This is a genomic window from Fimbriimonadaceae bacterium (assembly GCA_019454125.1).
GTDB lineage: Bacteria > Armatimonadota > Fimbriimonadia > Fimbriimonadales > Fimbriimonadaceae > JALHNM01.
The window spans coordinates 1,275,388-1,296,523 of sequence record CP075365.1 but is presented as its reverse complement, the minus strand read 5'-3'; the positions used below and the strand labels follow the sequence as shown (position 1 = coordinate 1,296,523).

20 protein-coding genes and 1 tRNA gene are annotated in these 21,136 nt (G+C 64.5%); 10 read left to right on the top strand and 11 right to left on the bottom strand.

Features of this window, described 5'->3' with window-relative positions; genetic code table 11:
- Positions 1 to 20: 20 nt before the first annotated feature.
- Both dnaG and KF733_06380 read right to left on the bottom strand, forming a co-directional pair.
- Positions 21 to 1,787, bottom strand: a complete 1,767-nt coding sequence (gene dnaG, locus KF733_06385) for a DNA primase (protein ID QYK57107.1) — start codon at positions 1,785 to 1,787, stop codon at positions 21 to 23.
- 8 nt (positions 1,788 to 1,795) lie between these two features.
- Positions 1,796 to 2,629, bottom strand: coding sequence for a hypothetical protein (locus tag KF733_06380; GenBank protein ID QYK57106.1), 834 nt, complete (start codon positions 2,627 to 2,629; stop codon positions 1,796 to 1,798).
- A 180-nt stretch (positions 2,630 to 2,809) separates the two neighbouring features.
- Between KF733_06380 and trxA the strand changes: the two genes are divergently transcribed.
- From trxA to KF733_06350, 6 genes are all read left to right on the top strand, one after another.
- Positions 2,810 to 3,133: a thioredoxin gene (trxA, locus tag KF733_06375; protein ID QYK57105.1), complete on the top strand. Its 324-nt coding sequence runs from the start codon at positions 2,810 to 2,812 to the stop codon at positions 3,131 to 3,133.
- A gap of 68 nt (positions 3,134 to 3,201) precedes the next feature.
- Positions 3,202 to 3,276: transfer RNA gene (locus KF733_06370), tRNA-Gly, on the top strand.
- Positions 3,277 to 3,353: 77 nt separating this feature from the next.
- Positions 3,354 to 4,931 carry a murein biosynthesis integral membrane protein MurJ gene (gene murJ, locus KF733_06365; GenBank protein QYK57104.1) on the top strand — a complete coding sequence of 526 codons (1,578 nt, stop codon included), beginning with the start codon at positions 3,354 to 3,356 and terminating at the stop codon, positions 4,929 to 4,931.
- A 387-nt stretch (positions 4,932 to 5,318) separates the two neighbouring features.
- Positions 5,319 to 6,854, top strand: a complete 1,536-nt coding sequence (locus tag KF733_06360; GenBank protein QYK57103.1) for a hypothetical protein — start codon at positions 5,319 to 5,321, stop codon at positions 6,852 to 6,854.
- Positions 6,855 to 6,988: 134 nt separating this feature from the next.
- Entirely contained in the window at positions 6,989 to 7,744 is a 756-nt protein-coding gene (locus KF733_06355) for a glucose 1-dehydrogenase (GenBank protein QYK57102.1), read from the top strand.
- Positions 7,745 to 7,788: 44 nt separating this feature from the next.
- Positions 7,789 to 9,525 (top strand): S8 family serine peptidase, encoded by a 1,737-nt coding sequence (locus KF733_06350; GenBank protein QYK57101.1) that lies wholly within the window; start codon positions 7,789 to 7,791, stop codon positions 9,523 to 9,525.
- Between the two features lie 6 nt (positions 9,526 to 9,531).
- On the opposite strand, the gene KF733_06345 is transcribed toward KF733_06350, so the two are convergent.
- The 3 genes from KF733_06345 to KF733_06335 form a co-directional block, all read right to left on the bottom strand.
- Positions 9,532 to 10,059, bottom strand: coding sequence for a hypothetical protein (locus tag KF733_06345; GenBank protein QYK57100.1), 528 nt, complete (start codon positions 10,057 to 10,059; stop codon positions 9,532 to 9,534).
- Positions 10,060 to 10,133: 74 nt separating this feature from the next.
- Positions 10,134 to 11,324 (bottom strand): ABC transporter permease, encoded by a 1,191-nt coding sequence (locus tag KF733_06340; protein QYK57099.1) that lies wholly within the window; start codon positions 11,322 to 11,324, stop codon positions 10,134 to 10,136.
- Complete coding sequence (locus KF733_06335; protein ID QYK57098.1) at positions 11,321 to 12,112, bottom strand: ABC transporter ATP-binding protein; 792 nt, start codon at positions 12,110 to 12,112, stop codon at positions 11,321 to 11,323. Before KF733_06335 ends, KF733_06340 begins: the two co-directional genes overlap by 4 nt.
- A gap of 260 nt (positions 12,113 to 12,372) precedes the next feature.
- On the opposite strand from KF733_06335, the gene KF733_06330 reads away from it, so the two are divergent.
- Positions 12,373 to 12,810: a CBS domain-containing protein gene (locus tag KF733_06330; GenBank protein QYK57097.1), complete on the top strand. Its 438-nt coding sequence runs from the start codon at positions 12,373 to 12,375 to the stop codon at positions 12,808 to 12,810.
- Between the two features lie 73 nt (positions 12,811 to 12,883).
- On the opposite strand, the gene KF733_06325 is transcribed toward KF733_06330, so the two are convergent.
- Both KF733_06325 and KF733_06320 read right to left on the bottom strand, forming a co-directional pair.
- Complete coding sequence (locus KF733_06325) at positions 12,884 to 13,978, bottom strand: hypothetical protein (GenBank protein ID QYK57096.1); 1,095 nt, start codon at positions 13,976 to 13,978, stop codon at positions 12,884 to 12,886.
- Positions 13,979 to 14,239: 261 nt separating this feature from the next.
- On the bottom strand, positions 14,240 to 15,415 hold the full coding sequence (locus KF733_06320) for a thiolase family protein (protein ID QYK57095.1): 1,176 nt from the start codon (positions 15,413 to 15,415) through the stop codon (positions 14,240 to 14,242).
- A 66-nt stretch (positions 15,416 to 15,481) separates the two neighbouring features.
- Between KF733_06320 and KF733_06315 the strand changes: the two genes are divergently transcribed.
- Positions 15,482 to 15,811, top strand: a complete 330-nt coding sequence (locus tag KF733_06315; GenBank protein ID QYK57094.1) for a hypothetical protein — start codon at positions 15,482 to 15,484, stop codon at positions 15,809 to 15,811.
- 103 nt (positions 15,812 to 15,914) lie between these two features.
- Here the strand turns inward: KF733_06315 and KF733_06310 are convergent, their stop codons facing one another.
- The 3 genes from KF733_06310 to KF733_06300 all read right to left on the bottom strand — a co-directional run bounded on the left by KF733_06310 (position 15,915) and on the right by KF733_06300 (position 18,117).
- A complete protein-coding gene (locus tag KF733_06310) occupies positions 15,915 to 16,928 on the bottom strand; it encodes a PEP-CTERM sorting domain-containing protein (protein ID QYK57093.1) in 1,014 nt (337 codons plus the stop codon).
- 180 nt (positions 16,929 to 17,108) lie between these two features.
- Positions 17,109 to 17,615 carry a DUF1579 domain-containing protein gene (locus KF733_06305; protein ID QYK57092.1) on the bottom strand — a complete coding sequence of 169 codons (507 nt, stop codon included), beginning with the start codon at positions 17,613 to 17,615 and terminating at the stop codon, positions 17,109 to 17,111.
- Between the two features lie 70 nt (positions 17,616 to 17,685).
- A complete protein-coding gene (locus KF733_06300) occupies positions 17,686 to 18,117 on the bottom strand; it encodes a hypothetical protein (protein QYK57091.1) in 432 nt (143 codons plus the stop codon).
- A gap of 341 nt (positions 18,118 to 18,458) precedes the next feature.
- Here KF733_06300 and KF733_06295 point away from each other — a divergent pair, with 341 nt between their 5' ends.
- Entirely contained in the window at positions 18,459 to 18,938 is a 480-nt protein-coding gene (locus tag KF733_06295) for a hypothetical protein (GenBank protein QYK57090.1), read from the top strand.
- 40 nt (positions 18,939 to 18,978) lie between these two features.
- Here KF733_06295 and KF733_06290 read toward each other — a convergent pair whose 3' ends face one another.
- Positions 18,979 to 19,830 carry a hypothetical protein gene (locus KF733_06290; GenBank protein ID QYK57089.1) on the bottom strand — a complete coding sequence of 284 codons (852 nt, stop codon included), beginning with the start codon at positions 19,828 to 19,830 and terminating at the stop codon, positions 18,979 to 18,981.
- 139 nt (positions 19,831 to 19,969) lie between these two features.
- On the opposite strand from KF733_06290, the gene corA reads away from it, so the two are divergent.
- A complete protein-coding gene (gene corA / locus KF733_06285) occupies positions 19,970 to 20,938 on the top strand; it encodes a magnesium/cobalt transporter CorA (GenBank protein QYK57088.1) in 969 nt (322 codons plus the stop codon).
- The last annotated feature ends 198 nt before the right edge of the window (positions 20,939 to 21,136 follow it).

Below are 21,136 nucleotides of genomic sequence, written 5' to 3'. Positions count from 1 at the left end.
TAAAGGAATCTTAATGGACTTTAGTCTTGGGGCTCGCCCTTGGCCGCGCGCAGGCGTGCGCTGTATTCGCGGAAGGCGTCCATGTCGACGACGGCGGCCGAGCTCCCCGTCTGCCGTTTCCTGGATTCCAGCTTTTCCTCAAGGATCTCCATGGCGCCGTCGAAGGTCTCGTGCTCGGCCAAGAGCCGCTCCTTGCTGGGCGAAAGGTGCATTTCGCGGACGAGGTCGGTCAGCCGCGCCGCATCGTCCGGATCCAGCTTCGACAGCCAAACGGGCGGCTCGCCCTCGGGAGCCTGGTCAGGAAACGCCCGTCGGACCGATTCCGCGATCTTGGCGGCCGGCGCGGAGAAGAAGATGTCCTCGCGCAAGCAGGTCTCCCAGGCACGCTGCCGAAGCTGGGCGGACAGGAGGGACCGCAGGATCGCCGCCTCGGCCTGGGTCATCTCCATGTGGAGCCTCGGCCGGAACGCCCGCCGGCCCCCCCGCGCAGACGTCCTCGGCGTCGAGCCCTGCGGTTCCGACTTGGCGGCCTCGGCACGGATGAGTTCTTCGACGGCGCGCCGGGCCGAGGCCCGATCGGCGGTGAACGGATACCGAGCCACCAGCCGGTCGACTTCCCCCGCCCGCTCCATCGGGTCGGTGGCTTCCACCAGTGCCTTTGCCGCTTCGGTCCAGAACTCTTGCGAGGTGTGGCCGTGCCGGCGTTCTGCCTGGACCAGGCGGTATTGAAGCTCGGAGACGGGTTGCTCCACCGCGCGCAGAACGGCCTGCGGACCGTCCCTGCGGAGCAGGGTGTCCGGGTCGTCGCCCTCCGGTAACACCGCCACCCGCACCTTCAACCCTCCTGCCCGAAGCACCTCGCACGCCCGCTCCGAAGCCTTCTGGCCCGCCGTGTCGCTGTCATAAAGGACGACCACGGTTTCGGCCCACCGCCGGAGCAGCTTGGCATGCTCCTCGGTCAAGGAAGTCCCCAGGCTGGCGAGGGCGCCGGTCACGCCCGCCCGATGGCACGCGATGACGTCCAGATAGCCCTCGACAAGCACGGCCGTCTGAGTTTCGACGAGGGTCGGCTTGGCGCGGTCCAAGCCGTAGAGCACGCGGCTCTTGGAGAAAAGCGGGGTATCGCCACTGTTGACATACTTGGGGTGGCCGTCCCCGAGGATGCGTCCGCCGAATGCCACCAGGCGCCCCCGTTCATCGTGGATCGGGAACATGAGCCGACCGCGAAAGCGGTCGTAGTAGCCCCCGCCGCTATCCGCCTCGACGAGGAAAAGCTTGCGGCAGTCGGCCAGGCTGTGCCCGGCCTTTTGCAACACGGTGGCGAGGGCTGCGTTTACGTCCGGGGCGTAGCCAAGGCCCCATTGGGCCACGGTGTCCGCGTCGAGCCCTCGGGCCTGGCAGTACTCTCGTGCAGTCGCGGAAAGGGCGAACTGCTTCTGAAAGAAGTCCTGGGCGGCTTCCATGGCGCTGAGCCACTGTTCGACCTCGGTCTTTTTCTCCCCTTGCCGCCGAGTGAGCTCGACCCCAGTTAGGGCAGCGAGGATGCGCAGAGCCTCGGCGAAATCGACCTTATCGGTCTGCATGACCCAGTCAAAGGAGTCGCCCTTCGCCCCGCAGGACCAGCAGCGGTAGCGACCCGTCTCTTGGTCGACCTGGAAGGAGGGGTTGCGATCGTCGTGGAAGGGACAGAGCCCCTTCCACGTCCGACCGACTTTCTTGAGCGCGACCCGCTGTCGCACCAAATCGACAAGGTTAGCCCTTGAGCGAACCCGGTCGACGTCGTCCACGCCGCCTCTTAGCTTCCTGCGGCGACCACGATGCCGGTGACCCGGTGAGGCTTGTTCGCCTCAGTGCGCTGGAGCCGGAACGCGACGTTTCCTCGCTGCAGGTAGCGCACGACGATGGTGTCACCGTTGATCTCGTAGCCGTCGGGGTCGTTGTAGGCGTTGATAATGTTGCCGAACGTCTTGTTGAAGCAGATCCCCCGCTTCGTGACCGGCCGCGAATCGATCGAGCCGACGGCTTCGATCTGGATCACGCGGTTGTGGTTGTCCAGCACGAAGGCGTAGCGGCTGGGGCCACGGTTGTAGACCCATCGGGTGAAGGTGACGAGGCCGCTCGATTGCAGTCCACCGCCACCGGAAGCGGCGCCGCCCGCGCCTGGGTCGATCTGGCCGCCGCCCGCACGGGCCGCCCCCTCACCGGTGCCCCCGCCGAACTGGCCGCCCTGGGCGCCTGCCGCCGTCGGAGCGCTGGGAGCCTGTTGCTTCCACTCGCTGCCGTCGCCGAACGGGTCGCCGATGAAGCCGCCGAGCGAACCGGGCAGGATCTGGTCGATCGAAGCCGTCGGGCGTCCGCCGCCGCCTCCACCGCCACCAGCTCGCTGGCCGCCGGCTCCGGCCGGGCCTTGTCGGCCACCGCCGCTGGTCGAGGCTGTCGCGCCGAGCCCTGCGCCAGTCCCGATCGCGAGCGCCTGGATCTCGACCGGCGAACCGTATTTGGCAATGACCCGGGTGCCTGGATCGAAGAGGTTGATGCCGACGAGCCCCGTTTCCGCCGGGCCGCGGAAGTTCTGAGGCGTCGAACGCTGTTGGGCCACCGCGCCCATGGAAACCAGGGCGAGGCCCATGGTCAACGTCAGGATTCTCGGGTTCGTCTTCAAGTCTTAGTCCTCTTGGAACGGTCCTTCTGCCGTTAGCCTTCTATAGACGTATACGGCAGGACGGGAGGTTCGCGACAGGCCGAAGCCGGTCGCCTCTGAGGTATACCTCGGTAACTTTTCCGCCTGCTCGGCAGAAGGAACTACACAATGGCAGCGAACATGGCGGTCTCCACCGCAGATTTTGAGAAAGAGGTCCTCCAGTCGGACGTCCCCGTCTTAGTCGACTTCTGGGCCGAATGGTGCGGTCCCTGCAAGGCGATCGGCCCGAGTATCGAACAGATCGCGTCTGAGATGGCCGGCAAGGCCAAGGTCTACAAGGTCGACGTCGACGCCGAGGGCGACTTGGCGACCCGGTACGGGATCATGAGCATCCCAGCCCTGGTGGTCTTCAAGGGCGGCCAAGAGGTCGACCGAATGGTCGGCGCCGGCAGCAAGGACACGATCAAGGGGTTCCTCGAGCGCCACGTCTGATTCCCTAGGACCCGCCACCCAGGGCCCTTGAAAAGCAGTTCCGAAGTGGCTATAATCAAATTCCGGAGGCGGGAATAGCTCAGTGGTAGAGCATCTCGTTGCCAACGAGAGGGTCGAGAGTTCGAATCTCTTTTCCCGCTCCAACCCTTCGGATTGACACGGGCACGGGCACATCGCTCGTGCCCTCCGTCATTTTGGGGGTCGGCTAAACTCGCTTCCCTTGGAGGCTTCAGAAGCAAAGCCGAACGTCGCCCGCGCCGGCTGGATCATGATGGCGAGCCTGGTGGGCAGCCGGGTCTTGGGCCTGGTGAGGGACGCCGTCATCGCAGGCCTCTTCGGCCAATCGGCCGAGCGCAGCGCCTATGTCCTCGCCTTCGGCATCCCGGACCTGATCTTCTTCCTGGTCGCCGGCGGTGCGCTCAGCTCCGCCTTCATTCCCGTCTTCAGCGAGTACCTCCACACCGGTCGCGAGGAGGAGGCGTGGAAGCTTTTCAGCGTCGTGGTCAGCGTGATGTCGGTGCTGTTGATCGTGGTGATCGCCGCCGCTTGGGTCTTCGCACCACAACTGGCCTATCTCGTTGCCCCCGGCAAACCAGAGTTGCACCACCTCATTGTGCCGATCAGCCGGGTCTTGCTCCCCGCCCAGTTCGCCTTCTTCATAGGGGGCATCATGTTCGGGACCCTCTATGCCCGCCAGGTTTTCACCGTGCCTGGCCTCGGGCCGAACGTCTACAACCTCGGCATCATCACGGGCGGGCTCGTCCTCTCCCATTTCTTCACCCCGGGCGTCCTTGGCCTGGGATGGGGCGCGCTTGCAGGGGCCTTCATCGGGAACATCGTGATCCCACTCTTCGTGATGCGGCACCTGGGCGCAAAGTTCGAGCTCACATTCGACCTGAAGAACGAAGGGGCGCGGAAAGTCTTCCGACTCATGTTGCCGGTCGTCCTCGGGCTCTCTCTTCCGAGCGTGTTCGCGCTCATCCTGAACGTCTTCGCGACGTTCTATAAGGACGAGTCGCTGGTCTCGGCCCTGGACAACGCGAACCGGCTCGTCCAAGCGCCGCTCGCCATCTTCGGCCAGTCGCTGGCGATTGCCGCCTTCCCCGCCCTGGCCCAGTTCTTCGCCCAAGGCCGGATGGACGCCTTCCGCGACCAGGTCTCCTCCACCCTCCGCACGGTCGTCTTCCTCGCCGTCCCCGCCACCGTCCTCTTGATCACGATGCCGACGGCGATCATCCGGCTGCTGCTCGAGCACGGCGCGTTCGGCCCGGAGGAGACGGCGCGGACGATCATGGTGCTTCGCCCCTTCGCCATCGGGATCGTGGCGTGGTGCGCCCAGCCCGTGCTGATGCGCGCGTTTTTCGCCGTGCAACAGACGTTGACTCCCGTCGTCCTCGGCACCATTGCGACGGCCGTCTTTCTCGGGCTCTGCGGCCTGAGCTACCTTCTCGCGTGGCCGCCCGCGCTGCTCACCCTCTCGGGCTCGATCGCCGCCGTCGTGATGGCGGCCCTTCTGCTCGTGGCGATCAAGAGGCAGGTCGACGGGCTCGATATCCGTGGGATCCTGCGCACGCTCGGCCTTGCCTTGGCCTCCACGGCGCCTATCGCCGGCTTATGGTTCGCCTTGGACGCGCTCGTGGTGCAGCCGCACCCGGGCAAGCTGGTCGCGGGATCCGTTCTGCTCCTTGGTGGGCTGACCGGCGCGTGGGCGTACTATTTCGCAGCGAAGCGGCTCGGCATGCCAGAGACGGCTTACCTCGACCGCGCGCTGAAGCGGGTCGGGCCAAAGAGTTCATAGCATCGACGAACCCCTGACGTGCACTCGCCTGGCAAGGCATTAGGGTGTTTCATGGGCTAAAGGTTAAGGCGGAGCAATCCCGTCGACCCTTACGAATTAACGACGCAAAACTTCAATGCGACGACTGGGTGGCCCCGCACAGAAGCCTTGCCAAGACTGCCCTAATTCTCCGGTGTTGTGCCTGCCGTTGTAGACTCAATTCTCGCCATCTCCTGGCGAGAAAAGGCCTCCAGCAAGGGGTCCCGCAAGAGAGTAGCTATTCGTCCCGGGACGTTCCCATGGCCCCTATCAAAAGGGTAAACCCATTGGGTGCTCAATCTTGAAGGCTGAGCATGAAATGTTAAGAGTTCTTAACATTTACCTCACGTCTATACCGAGGAAAGGAAAATGAAGTTAAATATCAAGTTTGGCGCTGTTGCGCTCATGGCGCTTGCCGCCGTCGCGGCCAACGCCGCCCCCTTCACGCCCGGCAACATTGTTGTCAGCCGAGTTGGCGACGGCACCGCGCCGCTCAATAACGCCGCCGCTGCCGTCTTCCTTGACGAGTACACCCCGGCCGGCGTGCTTGTCCAGTCGATCATGCTCCCCACGGCGCGCGTCGGCAACAACCGCATCGTGACCAACAGCGGCAGCGCGACCAGCGAAGGCTGGCTGAGCCTGAGCGCCGACGGTAAGTACCTCGTCCATGTCGGCTACGACGCCGAGGTCGGCACCCCCGCCGTCGTTTCGACGAGCGTTTCCAGCGTCAACCGCGTCATCGCCCGCATCGCTGCCGACGGCACCGTGGACAGCAGCACCGCCCTGACCGACGCCTACGACACGAACAACGTCCGCTCCGGCACGTCTTCGGACGGCGTCCAGTTCTGGTCGGCCGGCACCGCCGCTGGCACCCTCGGCGGCGTCCGCAGCGCCCAGCTCGGCGACCTCCTTTCGACCCTGGTTTCCCCCTCGCCGACGAACACCCGCGTCGTCCGCATCTTCTTCGGCCAGCTGTTCGTTTCCACGATGTCCGGCGCTTTCCGCGGCGTGAACACGGTGGGCAACGGTCTGCCGACCGGCCCCGACAACGCCACGATCCTGCTCCCCGGCTTCGACCCGTCCACCAACGCGCCGATCAGCCCCTACGAGTTCGCCTTCTCTGACGAGGACACCCTCTACGTCGCCTCTGACGCGGGTGCCGCCGGCTTCGGCGGCGTCTCTAAGTGGACGTTCAACGGTTCGCAGTGGGTGAACCAGTACACGCTCAATGCCGGCCTCAACGTCGCCACCGCCCGCGGCCTTACGGTCAGGAAGGAAGGAAACGACGTCCGCATCTTCGTGACCAGCGGCGGCAACGCGAACAACGTCCTCGCGACGACGATCGACCAGGGCCCGCTCTCGGCCTTCACCGTGATCGCCAGCGCCCCGGCCGACACCCGCTTCCGCGGCGTCTCGCTCGTTCCGCAGGGCGCCCAGAGCCCCGAGACGGTCGTCCCGACCGCCTTTGTGGTCCGCTTGGGCCGCCTCGACCAGGGCAACCTCGCCAGCCTCGCCGCCGATGACAACAACGCTCTCCGCGTCTGCAAGTTCATCGTCCCGAACCAGAGCGTGGATCCGGTCCAGGTCGAGGTCGAGGGTCGCACGACCGTCGCCAACCCGAGCAGCTTCAAGCTCGGCATGAAGGTCCGAATGGGCAACACCGGTGCGTTCCGCATCGCGATCGAGCTCCGCGACTTCCTGAACGCCGCTTGGGTGAACCGCGCCGAGTTCCCCGTGACGAGCAGCTACGCCGTCCGTGAAGTCAACGGCGACGGCAACCTTGCCCGCTACGCCGACGGCAGCGGCACGGTCCGAATGCGCTACGGCATCAAGCAGACCGGCCCGTCCGCCCTCAGCCTCTGGTGCAACGAAGTCGACTTCGTTAACTGGACCGTCGGTCGCTAAGCGACCGTCAGACCCGACGCCCCCTCCCTTCCGGAGGGGGCGTTTCATTTGCGCCCCCTGAGTACAATAGAGAAGGGCGCGACGCCCAAGAAACGACAAGGAAGACCGGGCCGAGCGCCGCTCATGGAGGCGATATGGCACGCGTTAAAGATAAAGTCGTCATCGTCACGGGTGGCTCCCTCGGAATAGGCCGCGCGGCCTGCCAGAGGCTCGCCGAAGAAGGCGCGAAAGTCGCCGTGACAGATTTGCTCGATGAAGAAGGCCGGGCCTTGGCCGAAGAGATCGGCGGAGCCTATTGGCACCTGGACGTATCCGACGAGGCAGAGACGAAGACCGTCTTTAGCGAAGTCGTCGCCAAGTGGGGCCGCCTCGACGCGGTCGTGAACAACGCGGGCATCGAGGGGGCGAACAAGCCGACCCATGAACTCACCGAAGAGGAGTGGGACCGGGTGCAAGCCGTAAACACCAAAGGCGTGTTCTTCTGCACGAAGCACGCGATCCCGCACATGCTCCGCGCCGGAGGCGGCAGCATCGTCAACGTCTCGAGCATCTACGGGATCATCAGCGCACCGGACATCCCGGCCTACCACGCGAGCAAAGGCGCCGTGCGGTCGATGACGAAGACCGACGCCCTTCTCTACGCAAAGGACAAGATCCGCGTGAACTCGGTCCACCCCGGCTTCATTTGGACGCCGTTGGTCGAACGCTTCCTGCGCGAAGCGGGGTTGGACATAGCCGAGGGTCGCAAGGCGCTTGACGCGCGCCACCCCGTGGGCCACGTGGGCGAACCGGACGACATCGCCTGGGGCATCGTGTACCTCGTCTCCGACGAATCCAAGTTTGTGACGGGCGCGGAGCTGGTCATCGACGGAGGCTACATCTGCCAATGACGCATCGCGAACCGGGCCTTAGATTGGGTACCATGGCCTAGTCCATGGCAAGAACCCTTCTGACCCTCGCCGCGCTTTCCGCGGTCACTCTTGCGGTCGCGTCGCCGTTCGGTGCTGGAGGAAGGTTCGGGCCCTACATCCAAGAAAAGGGAGAGCTGGAGTTCACGGGCACGATGATCGCGCGCCCTTACCTGCCCAGCGAACTTATGAAGCTCGGCGCTAGCCCGAGCCGCGCGCAGGCCCTTTACGATGCCGCCCTGAGGCAGATTAAGCCCCTGACGCTCCGCAGCTACCCAGAGGTGAACGAGTTCATCCTCAAGGTCCCCAGGGGCGACAACGAGAATGCCATGAGCAAGCGCTTCATGGGCACAGGGGCCTTCGACTACGTCACCCCGAACTGGAAGAAGTCGCTCGCCGTTGCCCCAGTGACCCCGAACGACCCGATGTTCGGCCAGCAGTGGCACCACACCGTCATGCAGTGCCCGCTCGGCTGGTTTTATGGAAGTGGGACGTCCAACGTCACCGTCGCGGTGGTGGACACGGGCATGGACATCGGCCACCCGGACCTCCGCGCTGCCATGGTGCGGGGTTACAACTCGGTCGACCGCTTGCCCCAAGCGCAAGGCGGAAAGGTCCAGGACATCAACGGCCACGGCACCCACGTGGCGGGCGACGCGGCCGCGGTCGGCAACAACGGCGTCGGCGTCTGCGGCGTCGGTTGGGGGTTCCGGATCATGCCGATCCGAACCTCGAACGAACCTGGCGGCGGCGCGTCCGGCGAGGACATCCTGGCCGGCGCCCGATGGGCGGTGGACCACGGCGCAAAGGTGGTCAGCGCGAGCTATACCGGCGTCGACGACCCCGCGGTCGAGACCACTGCGCAGTATGTCGAGGCGAAGGGCGGGCTCTTCCTTTACGCGGCCGGCAACGACGGTCGCAACCTCTCCGGGTTCCAGTACCGGTCGACGATCGTCGTCGGCGCCTCGGACGAGGCCGACCGCAAGGCCGGTTTCTCCGCCTTTGGCCGCGGAGTCTCGATCTTCGCGCCGGGCGTGAACATCCTGAGCACCACCAACGGCGGCGGCTTCGGCTTCGCCAGCGGGACGAGCATGGCGACTCCGGTGGCCAACGGTGCGGTGGCCCTTATCTGGTCGATCAGCCCGAACCTCGAACCCGCAGATGTCCGCGACATCCTCTATGCCACGGCTGACAAGATCGGCCCAGCCTCCACGTTCAGCAACGGCCGGGTGAACGTCGCGAGAGCCGCGGCGATGGCCTATGCCAACCGCTTCAGCAAGAACGACATTCGGCCTGCCTCGGTGGCGCGAGTGCTCGGAACTTATGTGAGCGGGACCCTCGACGACGTGGCGAGCCCCAACGCCGCAGGCTACGTCCTGCAGGACGAGGCCAACGCGAGCGGCGAGCGAGCCGCCATGGCGAGCGTGACCTTTGACGCGCCGACCGCCGCCAGCAGCCTGCGCTACCTCGAACCGACCGTCACCGTCTCGGCGACGAACACCGCCACGACGACCGCGTTCCTCTACGTCTGGAACACGAAGACGAACCGCTGGGACTACCTGCAAGCGCAACAGACCGGCCGCTCGGGGGGTGCGACCCTGAAGCTTCGGCTGGTGGACAACATTGGCCCCTACGTCTCGAGCGACCGAAAGGTGAAAGTCGGGGTGCGGGTGATGTCCGGCTACTCACGCGGCGGCCGCGTCCCGGACCGGTTCAAGTCGAACCTCCAGTACGCAAACCTGCGCGCGGCCATCAAGTCCTGAGTCGCCTTATCTCCGACTCTTGAAGGCAGGCTTCAACGGCAGGGAGATCCGGTACAAGAGGGCGTTCCCCTTAAGTCCCGGGTTCGCCACTTCGTCAAATCCGAGTTCTGCATGCCGGATGATGCTGGCGGAGTCGTCAGAATCGGCGCAAGAAAAGGCTTCGGGCGCGCGCTCCCCGATCCAGTCGAGCCGCTTGCGCGTCAAGACGTGACCAAGCTCTGAAGTGGCGTGGTCGGCGTCGATCACGGCACCGGCGAGGTACCAACCGCTCGGCAAGCTCGGGATCTCCAGCCGCGCCACACGGCCAAAGCCCACGACTGCCCCGTCGGACTCCACGATGAAGAGGCGCCGGTCGCCAGGGTTTGCCGGAACCTCGCTCTGGTCCCAGGGCGGGAGCTTCTCGACCTCGACACCGCTCCGCCCCGCCGTCAAATCGGCGATCCCGTCAAGGTCGTCAAAAGAAGCCTCCCGCACGACGAAGGCGGCCCCTGGACCGGTCCGAACTTCTCGTTCTTGCTCAGCAAAACGCGACACCGGGCAAGATTTTGCCCGGTTAGATTACGCCTTAACCAAAGACTCGTGATTCACCCGGCACCAAGGCCTAGCCGTCAAGCGCCTTTGCCTAGGATCCGCTCGTCCTTGAAGAGGCGCACTGTTAACATTGCGAAGACCACGGCGATCGCGAAGCTCAGCCCGACGGTCGCGACCGTGCTGCCCCAATCGATCCGCCCGACCAGCGCGTCGCGCAGGCTCATGGCCGCGTTCAGCACGGGGGTCCACCGGATCCAAGGGGCCCGCTCCGCCCCCGTGAACCCGATGAACTGGCTCGAAACGGCCGGCATGAGCACGGCGAAGCTCACCAGGGTCAGGTAGGTCTGGGCTTCACGCATGGTCTTGGCATAGGACGAGACCGCCATCAGGATCGTGGTGAACATCGCGACCAGGCTCACGATCACCAGGAGCAGGGTCAAGACCGAAGTGACCGGCAGCGACAGTCCCGAGGGGAACATCTCGCGCGTCGCCGGCAACCCCATAGCCCCGACCACGAGCAAGGCGATGAGGCTGCTGCCCGCGCTGCAGAGGCACGTCGTGCCCAGCGCAAGCGCCTTGCCGACGACGATGTCCATCCGCGAGACCGGTGTCGTGAGGAGCGTCTCGAGGGTGCCGCGTTCTTTCTCCCCTGCGACCATGTCCGCCGCCAGGCTCATCCCCCCATAGAAGGCCCACAGCACGATCAGGTACGGCAGCAATCCCGCGAGCAGCGACCCGCCCAAGCCCTCCGGCGGTTTGTCGGCGCTCTCTTGGAGTTTGATCGGCTCCACTGCGTTACCCGGATACCCGGCCGCCTCGAACGTCGCGCGCGCCCGCTGGACGTTCAAAGCTTCGACCGCCTTGCGCACGGTCCCGGCCGAAATCTGCGACATGGTGTTCGTCGGGTCGAAGACGATCTGCATCTTCGTCTGCCCCGATGCGACTTTCTCCTCGAAGTCCGGATCGAATTGGACCACGAGCTTCACCTTCCCTTCTCGAAGCATCTTGACCCCCGATTCGCGGTCGGCCACGTACTTGGTCTCCCCGGCCAACCCCTTCAAGAGCGCCGCCCTGACCCCGGTGACTTCTTGGCCGACCACCGCGATCTCTGGTCGTGGCGGCTCGCTCAGTTTCTTCTCCAGCATGCCGAAGAGGAAGACCATGAGGAGGATCATGAAGACCGGCATGACGAAGGCCGCCTGCACCACGCGACGGTCTCGGAACGTTTCCCGCAGCTCCTTCAAAAAAATCGTCAGGGCGCGATTCATGCCTTCACCGCCGAACCGTAGCCGACCGCAGCCAAAAACGCGGGCTCTAGGGCGACCGCCCCGTGCTGCCGCAGGAACTCTTCTTTCGTGCCCGCGGCCAGCACCTTGCCGTCATGGATGATCGTGACGTCGTCGCACACCCGGTCTGCCTCGCTCATGACGTGGGTGGAAAAGACCACTGTCTTGCCGATCTCGCGGCACTCCTCGATGAACTCCATGACCCCCTGCTTGGTGACCACGTCGAGCCCGGAAGTCGGCTCGTCAAAGAACACGACGGGTGGGTCGTGAAGGATGGCGCGGGCAATGCCGACGCGCTGCTTTTGGCCGGTCGAAAGTTTCTCGCAAAGCTGGTCGCTGAAGCTGTCTATGCCGAAACGCTCCACGACATATCCCACCCTTTTGTCGAGCGCCTCCTCTGACATCCCGCAGAGCGAGCCGAAGTAGCGCAGGGTCTCCACGGGATTGAGCCGCCCATAGACCGCAGTCGAACCAGAAAGGAACCCGATCGAGGCGCGCACCTTCTCCGGCTCCCTGCCGACGTCGAACCCCTGGACGGTGGCCGTCCCGGAATCCGCCCGGATCACGGTGGCGAGGATCCGCAGCAGCGTGGTCTTGCCCGCCCCGTTCACACCGAGGAGGCCGTGCACCCGCCCCGGCTCGGCCGTCAGGTCAACCCCCGTCAAAGCCTGGATCGGCGGCTTCTTAGGCACTTCGAACGCCTTGCGCACATCGCGCACCGTCACCATGCTAGCCGCACGCCTCGTGAAATCCGTTAGACCATCGAACAATCACAATTTTTATTCTCCCCGTTTTTTCGAGAGGTTGCATGGACTGGGCCACGCGGAGAGCCAATTCTTATGGTTTTTACGGCCGGGCCGGTTTTCGTCTTCGAAGAGGCCTGGCATTTTTCGAAACAAACTCGTAAGCGTCGGCCTGAAGGCCATAAAGATTGTTTCGGTGGTGGCGAGGGTCGAGGCCAGTTGTTCAAGGGTTCCAGGGCTGGGCCCGGCCCCCGGACGCATCGTCAATGGAGATAGGAGAACTTTCTATGCAACTCAATAACGTTATCTCGAAGAACGTCTTTTCCGTAGACCCAGAAACGCAGCTCGGCCAAGCCGCCCAGATCATGCGGAACGAAGGTATCGGCATGCTGCCGGTCGTGGACCGGGACAATCAACCGGTCGGGGTTTTGACGGACCGGGACATCACTGTCCGCGCCTTCGCCGCCGGAATCCCGCCGACTGCCCCGGTCAGCCGGGCGATGACCAGCCCCGCCCGCACGATCTGCGACGACTGCGAAGTCGACGAGGCGCTCGCCATGATGGGCGAAGCCCAGATCGGCCGGCTCGTGGTTTGCGACGAGAAGGGTACGTTGAGCGGCGTCATTTCCTTGGGCGATGCGCTGGACCACTGCTCGGCGGACAAGGGCGCAGAGGTCGGACGCACCCTCGCCCACCGAAACCGGAACGGCAACGGCGCAGGCTGACGCCTACACCGCCCCACGGCGCTCGGCGAGAGCTTCAGGCATACCTCGCCGAGCGTCCGATTCTCGCGGCCTTTCAGTATCGGAGGATGGCTTGCATAGGTGCCTCGCCGAGGAGCTCGTCCTCGACGAACCGCACCGTACCGCCGCTCTGCACCACTCTCTGGACGATCCATTCGACGGCGTCGTCGCTATCGTTCCAGTCCCCGGGCACCTCGATGAGGTTCATCGTCCGGGCGCCCTCGTCGAATTTTCCTGGCACGGCGTAGTCGAACCCGCAGACGAGGAGTTCGATGCGGCCGTCCAAGGCGAGAGGGGCGAGCGTTTGGACACCGGCCTCCCATTTCTGAGCGCCTCGTGCCGAGTCGAGCCTGCCTAACAGTTCTTGCGCCATCTCGCGCCTGGCGTTCCGCAGGGCCTCAAAGGCCCGCTTGCCGAGGGCGGCCGGGTTCTCTTCGGTCAGGTTCCCTGCTAATGTCGCGACAAGCTCCAACGAAGCAGGGACGTGGCTCTGGGCCGCCGAAAGAACTTCCTCGGTGCCAGCCAAAATGATCTTGCTCGGCAGTCCCGGGAGGGCGGCCGCCTTCTCAAGGCACTCGCGAACGAACCGCAGGCGCGACTCGTCAACTGCGGCGGTGGAGTCGACCCCAATTCCGCCTGGCACCTTGCTCGCCCCTCCCGGCCCCTTGTTCTCGGCGGGAAAGCCGTGGCCCCTCACTTCGTAAAGGTCGTCGCGGCTCCCCTCGAAGAGCAGGGCATCCTGCAACGAGAGGACCAGCAGGGAGTAGGGTTCGGCCCGGCGCTCGGCGCGGAGGATCGGACGCAGAGAGAACCGCTCGTCGATCGTCAGCTTCTCAGGAAGCGGGAAGCGGGTCTTAAAGACGACTTCCAGGGTCTCGTTGGCGAAGATGGCGATGCCCTCTAGGTTGCGGTCGTGGTCGACCGAGTCCGCGGCGCGTTCGAGGTTTTCCAGGGTGCCCTTGGCGGGGCGTTTGCCAAGCTCGTCGTTGAGCCGGTTCTTCGCCTCGGTGAGCAGGTTCTTGAGCCGGATGGGATCCTCCGCGTTCGCGGGCATGCTACGGGCAGAGGGCATCGTGAGGGTCACACACGGGTAGGCCTCGTGGACGGCAAGCTCTTCTCGAAGCTCCTGAAGCGTTTTCTCCCAGGTCATGCCCTGAGTATGGCGAAGCGGCACTTTGCGGTCTTGGGTGGGGTGGCACGGTCTGCGCCAGACTCGGCGCGGCCCATCCCCAGCGAGCGCGAGCCTTCGCACTCCCTTGTTTCCCAAGTCTTGTCGTCCGGTCGTCGTCCGATTGTCGTCCGATTGTCGTCCGATCACGAAGGGCCGACGATGGGGCGACGAACGGGGCGCCCGGGGTCGCCAAGACGGCCAAGCCACCCGCCCGCCAACGGCAATTCAGAAGCAAACTGGCTAAGCCGTCAACAGAACCGCCGTAGCCTCACCACCACCGATACACGGCGTAGCGATGGCGTACTTGCCTCGGCGGCGGCGGAGCTCGTGCAAAGCCGTCATCAGCAGCCGGGTGCCGGACATGCCAATGGGGTGGCCGAGGGAGACCGCGCCGCCGTTCACGTTCAGCTTGGCCTGGGGGATGCCGAGTTTGCGGGCCGCGTACAAGGGCACGACCGAGAACGCCTCGTTGATCTCGAAGAGGTCGATCTGGTCCAGGGTGAGGCCTGCCTTCTCCAGCAGCCGCTCGATGGCATGGGCCGGTGCCGTGGTGAACCACTCGGGCGCGTGGGCGTACTGCACATAGGCCTTGACCTGTCCGATCGGGCTCAGCCCTTGGGCGCTAGCCCATTCGGCCGAGGCGACGACCATGGCGGCGGCGCCGTCGTTGAGGCTGCTCGCGTTGCCGGCGGTGGTGACGCCGTCCTTATTGAAGGCGGGGCGGAGCTCCGGCAGCTTGGCCGGGTTGCCGCGCTTCGGCTCCTCGTCCTCAGTCACCATGAGCGGGTCGCCTTTGCGCTGGGGCACGGGGACGGGAACGATCTCCTCGCCCAGCCGGCCCTCTTCTTGGGCGCGCAGGGCGCGTTGGTAGCTCTCGGCGGCATAGGCGTCAAGCTCCTCACGGCTAAAGTTCTCGGTGCTGGCGCAGGCGTCGCCGCACATGCCCATGTGCTTGTCGTTATAGGGGTCCCACAGGCCGTCATGGATCATGAGGTCGAGCGCTTGGGCGTGGCCCAGGCGGAAGCCAGCGCGCGCGGCAGGCATGGCGTAGGGCGCGTTGGTCATCGACTCCATTCCGCCCGCGACCACGACCTGGGCGTCGCCTGCCTTGATCGCCTGGGCCGCCATCATGACCGTCTTCATCCCGCTGCCACAGACCTTGTTGACGGTGGTGCAGGGCACGCTGTCGGGGACGCCCGCCCCCTTGGCGGCCTGCCGAGCGGGGGCCTGGCCGAGCCCGCCCTGCAGAACGCAGCCCATAAGCACCTCGTCGACCTGGTCGGGGCTGACGCCCGCCTTCTCGAGCGCGGCCCTGATGGCGATCGCGCCGAGTTGGGGTGCGGTAAGCGGCGCGAAAGCGCCCTGGAATGCGCCAATGGGGGTGCGGACCCCGGAGAGGACGACGACGTCAGGCATTGTGGTCGGAGTTTACTCCCCCTCGCCCCTCCGGGGGAGAGGGGGCACCGGAGCTATGATTCGGGCGTGGACCTTTACGAGATTTGGGTCGATCTCGCGCCGGGGGTGCGAGACGTCGAGTTTGTCGAAGCGATCCGGGGGTGGCTCGGTTTCCTGCAGGAGCGGGGTGAGATCGAGGGGTATCGGCTCTCCCGGCGCAAGTTTGGCTTTGGCCCAGAGGCCTTGGGCGAATGGCACGTGACGATCGAGTTCAAGAACCTGACCCAGGCGGACGATGCGTTCCACACCGCGGCCTCGCGGCACCCAGAGGTCGAGGCGTTGCACGCCGAGGTCTACAGGCGCGTGACAAACTACAAGAGCGGGCTCTACCGCGACTTCCCGGACGCTCCGCGCTGATCAAAGGAAAAACCCGGCCCGTCAAGAAGACAGTCCGGGTTTTCGCCTGCTTTGGCCAACCCTCCCCCACCCCACGGGGGGAGGCGTTGACAGCGGAGACGCCTTACTTGCGGCGGCGGCGAGAGGCGAGGGCGGCGACGCCCGCGCCGAGGGCGATCATCGTGCCCGGCTCGGGAACGACTTCCACGCCGCGGAAGCGGGTGTTGGCCGAGGCCGTGGCAAGGGTCGACCACGCGGTGAAGCCGCTGCCCGTGTCCGTCGAGACCATGAGGCGGGTGCCGTCCGACGAGGTGGCGTAGACCGAGTTGCCGTCGAAAGCGACGCCGGAGAGGGCCGTGCCCGTCAGGCCGTAGGACTGAACCCAGGCGCTGCCGTCGAAGGTCATCTTCACGAGGCCGGTGTTGGCGGAGCTCGTGGCGAGATAGAGCGTCGTGCTGTTGACAACCTCGAAGTCGCGGGCGCTCGCGCCGTTCGGCGTCCCGAAGAGCTCCGTCACGTTCGTGCCGTCGAAGAAGGCGAAGCCGTTACCGCCCTGGAAGGCGTTCGAGCCGTTGAACATGAAGCCGCTGCCGAAAGCCTTGACTGTGCGGCTGCTGGTGAAGCCCGAGACGACCTGGGTGGGCGCGCCCGGGAAGCTGCCGCGGAGCAGGCCCATGTCGCCGCCGGTGGCGATATAGTCGGTGCCGTCTGCAGAATAGACCGCGCGAACGCCGTCGCCAGAAGCCGGCTTGAAGGCAGTGCTGACATCGACGCCGCCGTTCATGTCGATGCGGGCCACGGCGCGGTCAGAGTTGATCGTGTTGAAACCGGCGTTGCGGACCGAGAGGTCATAGCCGCCGAGCATGAAGAACCGACCGTCGCCGCTCAGGGTGATGTTGGCTTCGCTCGTCTCACCGTAGGTCGTCGTGATGTTGCGGCCGCCCGAGAGGTTGATCAGGCTGAGGTCGCTGCCGACCTGGCTACCCGCGGTCGTGAACTGGCGGACAGAAATGCCGAGGTTGCCGGACGTCGGGGTCTGGCCGTCACCCACGACGGCGACGGCGAGGTTGCCCGCGCTGAACTGGGCAAACGAACTGGCGGCGACTGCCGCAAGGGAAAGGATCGTGATGTGTCGCATAGCTGACTTCGTCGGCCGGCCCATCATCAGGAGCGGCGTACGATCCCATTGTCGCGAGCAGGTCGATTTGAGATTAAGGGAGTGTTAAACCTGCAAAAGCCGATTGTTTCTCGTGTTTTCACCAGGGCTAAAAGGGGGGCCGGCTGCTCTCGGCGAGCTCCAGTCCCCCTTCGCCGCAGGTCAACTCCTCTTATAGGTCGCCTTCATGAACTCGATGAGCGCGCCGTCCGGGCCCGGCAGCAGCGAAGTGAGCGTCCGCGTGTCTTCGTCGATCCAATCGATACGGTCGATGTATTCCACCGTCTTGGACGGGTCGCTAAAGTCCGGGCCGGTGCTCTTCAGGGGCAGGCAGTCGCCTTCCTGGCAGCGCTGGCCCTCATAGATGAACATGTGGGAAGTGGGCGAGCCGCTCCAGGAGCCCACGTACGCCCCCTTGTTCTGGTCGTAGCCAAGTACGGAAATGTAAGCCATATCGTCGCCCTCCGCCATGCCGCCCTTCCCTTCCGTGATGAACCACATCCCGTGCAGGGAGCGCACCGTTTCGGTGCCCTTGCCGATGACCGTGGAGCCGTCGGGCATCTGGGACTCGCTGGTGAAGGTCCAGTCGCCCACCATTCGTCCGAGCCACTCGTGCTCCGCGCCCGGCTTCGCCGGCATGAATTCTTCTTTTCCTGTCGTTTCGGACATGCCGTATCATGGTTGCCTGCGTCCCTCGGCCCTAGGCAAGGTTGAGCCAATAGTCAAGCAATCCTTTGGCTCACTGCCGTTTCCAAAGAAAGCGGCCCATGGGAAGGGAGACCGCGAACTGGCTCTCGTTGTGCCATTCCAGCTTCCAACGGCCGTTCAAATCCGCCATTTCCAGGACTTGGCGGTCGGCCTCGCTTCGCTCCCTGCGCAACCTCTCCTCTCGGCGCTTGTCTCCAGGGAAAGCCCACCCCACCTTCTTATGCTCCAGCACAAGCGTGTCGCCTTCAAGAGTCCACGTGCCCCACAAGGTTTGGACGGTCTGGCCGCTGCCCGACCAAGATTCTGAGTCCGATCGGAAGGTGCCGTCCGGCTTAAACTCGATGGCGAGGGTGGTGTCTGGGAGGTCGCTGCCGCCTTCCGCCTTCCACTTGCCGACCACCATTTGGGTGTTCTGGCACCCGGCGAGGACCGCGAACCCGACCGCCCAAGGGGCAGCTTTCATGGAGCCTAAATCTTACACGCCCCGCAATAGCTTTCTCCACGGACTTCTGTCACCCGGGGCTTTCGCGTCCGAGGGCCGGTCAAACCTCACCCCCAACCCCCTCTCCTTCGCAGGAGGAGAGGGGGCTCCGGACTGCGTCGCACGTCGCGGCCGTCCCATTTAGCGTGCCCGTTTTGGAAGCCCTTGGTCGGCCCTTCGTCGCCGCATCGTCGTCCCATCGCGATCGGACGACAATCGGACGACAATCGGACGACGACCGGACGACAAAGCGTGGAGAAGACGTGCGAATGGCCAAGCCGCTAGGTTGCAGCGTGGGCCGGGGATGGACTATAGTCCGCCCTATGGCAGGCGCCCCGCCCCCTGGCTACGTCGCTTACCCGCGCGAAACCCTTGACCCCGATAGGCTGAAGTCGCTGGCAGACGGTTTCTTCGGGCTTAACACCGTGTTCATCGTCAATGTGGTCATGGTCGTCGCATTGAACCTTGCCGTTCGCAGCGTCGAGGAGAAAGACCAGTTAGGGATCCAGCTCGCGGGGAGCGCGGCCGTTGGGATCATCGTCGCATTCCTCACTTTCAAGCCCAACGCTCGCATCGCGAATGGCCTTGGCTGGCCCTCCTATAGTGCGCTTTTGGCAAGTTTGCTCATGGGCCTCAATTCCGCGCTTTGTTGCGGTCTTATCGGCTATATTGTGATGCAACAGTTCGCTTTGGGCGGCATAAAGAAGTATGGTATTAAGGCGGGCTTCTTCGGACTCAAAAAGAAGGACGTCGAGGAGCGAATCGCCGAGCTCAGGCAGCAAAACTCTCCTCCGCCGGCTTAATCCCCCTCCCCCTTCACGGTTGAGGGGGTTCGGGCGATGGTCACTTCTTAATAGTGACTTTGCCTTTCGGCGATTCGTAGGTGATCGAACTGAAGTCGCTTCCGCCCAGCAACTCGCGCTGTTGCGGCGTAAGGTCGTCGTACTTCAAGAAGCCTTGCTCTTCGTTAAGCTTCTTCTGCTCTGGCGTTAGGCTATCCAGGAGGCGCGACATGTTCTCGGGTCCGAGCTTGACCCTTAACGGCGTCACGCCAGGTTTCAGGTCTTCCAACTTAAGGCCTCGCACCGAGCCCAGGGCCTCTTCCAACGCCTTGCGGGCCTCAGGGTCCAGCTCTTTCAGCTCCGGCATCGCCCGCAGCTTCTCCAGTTCTTTAAGTTCTGGCATCCTTTCTAGACCCTTGAACTCTTTGAGCTCGGGCATGGCCCGCAGCTTCTCCATGGACTTCTGAAGTTCCTTCGTGTCAAAGGTGAAGTTCTTCATGTCGGGGGCGATGGACTTCGTCCCGAACGCGAACCCGGGCTTTAGCGTGTAAACCCCTCCGTGCTTGTTGACGCTCATCCCCAGGATTTCGGCGATGGCTTCGACCGCTTCGCTCAAGGGTCGGTTCACGATGTTCACCGAATATCTGCCCTTGTCGAAACCGCCGGTCTCCGCGGCAAAGGACACACCTTGGTCCTTAAGCCATTTGATGAGTTCGCTGCCGCTCACGTCGGTCTTGCTGACCGAAACCTTCTTCTCCTGTTGCGCGCTAGGGGCGACCGAGAGTGCCGCAAGCGGCGGCACCGGGTCTTGCGCGGGTGCAGGAGGCGCGGTCTGGGCAAAGGCGATCGCAAAGGCGCTCCCAAGGCCGACTACACCAAGGGCAGTAATCATCGTTCGACGAGGTTTGTTCATTGTCCTAACCTGTCAGCAATACCGCCGCCCTCTCAGCTTGGTTCCACCAGATTTGGCCGACGAGCCCGGGGGCCCAGGGCTTGCCACTCGGTGGACGCCCGGCTCGTTTCGACCGGTCGGCTCGTCTAGAAGTTTGAGGATGGCAGAGGCTTTGGTCGGCTCCGTACGCGCGGCGCAGCTCGTGGGGTTGGAGGCAAGACCGCTGGCCCTGCCGGGCGACCAGGTCGATCCGGACGCGCTGCTCTGGGTGAACGCGGTCGCAAGCGACCTCGACCACCTGCCCGAAGTCGCGCGGACCCTGGTCGATCTCTGCCCACTGACGATCGAGGACGCCCTCAGCGGCCACATGCGCGCCGGGATTGAACGCCGCAACGGTGTCTTCGGGTTCATGCTGACGGCCACCCACTTTTACGCCTCCGAGCCTGTCTATCAGCCGGTCGCCGTCTTCGCCTCTGCTCGCCGGATCGTGACGCTCACGCGGGAACCGGTGCCAGTGGTGGACGAGGTCTTCCAGGATTGGATCGAGGACACCGACGACGTCGGCCCAGACCAGGGCACCCTCTTGCACAGCCTGTTGGACGCCCTCGTCGACGGCTATTTCCCGGTGCTGGACACCTTCCACGAGAAGATCGAGGACTTGGAGGACACCGTCTTCGAGCAGGCGCGGGTGCAACCCGGCCCTGCGCTCGCGCTGAAACGGGACTTGCTCGTCATGCGAAAGCAGATCGCCCCCGTCCGCGATAATATCAACGCGTTAGTCCGCTATGGCGAACCGCTTGTGCCGAAAGACCAGATCTTAGCGTTTAACGACGTCTACAACCATTGCATGCGCTTAAGCGAGAACATTGACCTTGGGCGCGACATCTTGACGTCTATCATGGACGCGCAGATCGGGCTCGTGAGCAACCGGCTGAACGAGGTGATGCGGACTTTGACCGTGGTCTCGACCCTGCTCATGGTCAGCTCCCTAATCGCCGGGATCTATGGCATGAACTTTCAATACATGCCGGAGCTGCAGCTCCGCTACGGGTACCCCCTTGCGCTCGTCAGCATGGTGGTCGCGAGCCTGGTCGTGATCGCGGTCTTCAAGCGCCGCGGCTACCTGTGACGCCTCTCCCCCCTCCCCAGGCTTGGGGAGGGGGCAAGGGGGAGGGGAGGCCGGCAGGCAGAGCGTCGGGCTCCTACCCGTCTCCTCCAAGCCCTGTGACGCCTCTCCCCCCTCCCCAGGCTTGGGGAGGGGGCAAGGGGGAGGGGAGCCCGGCAGGGAGAGCGTCAGGCCCAAACCCGTCTCCTCCAAGAACCCTTT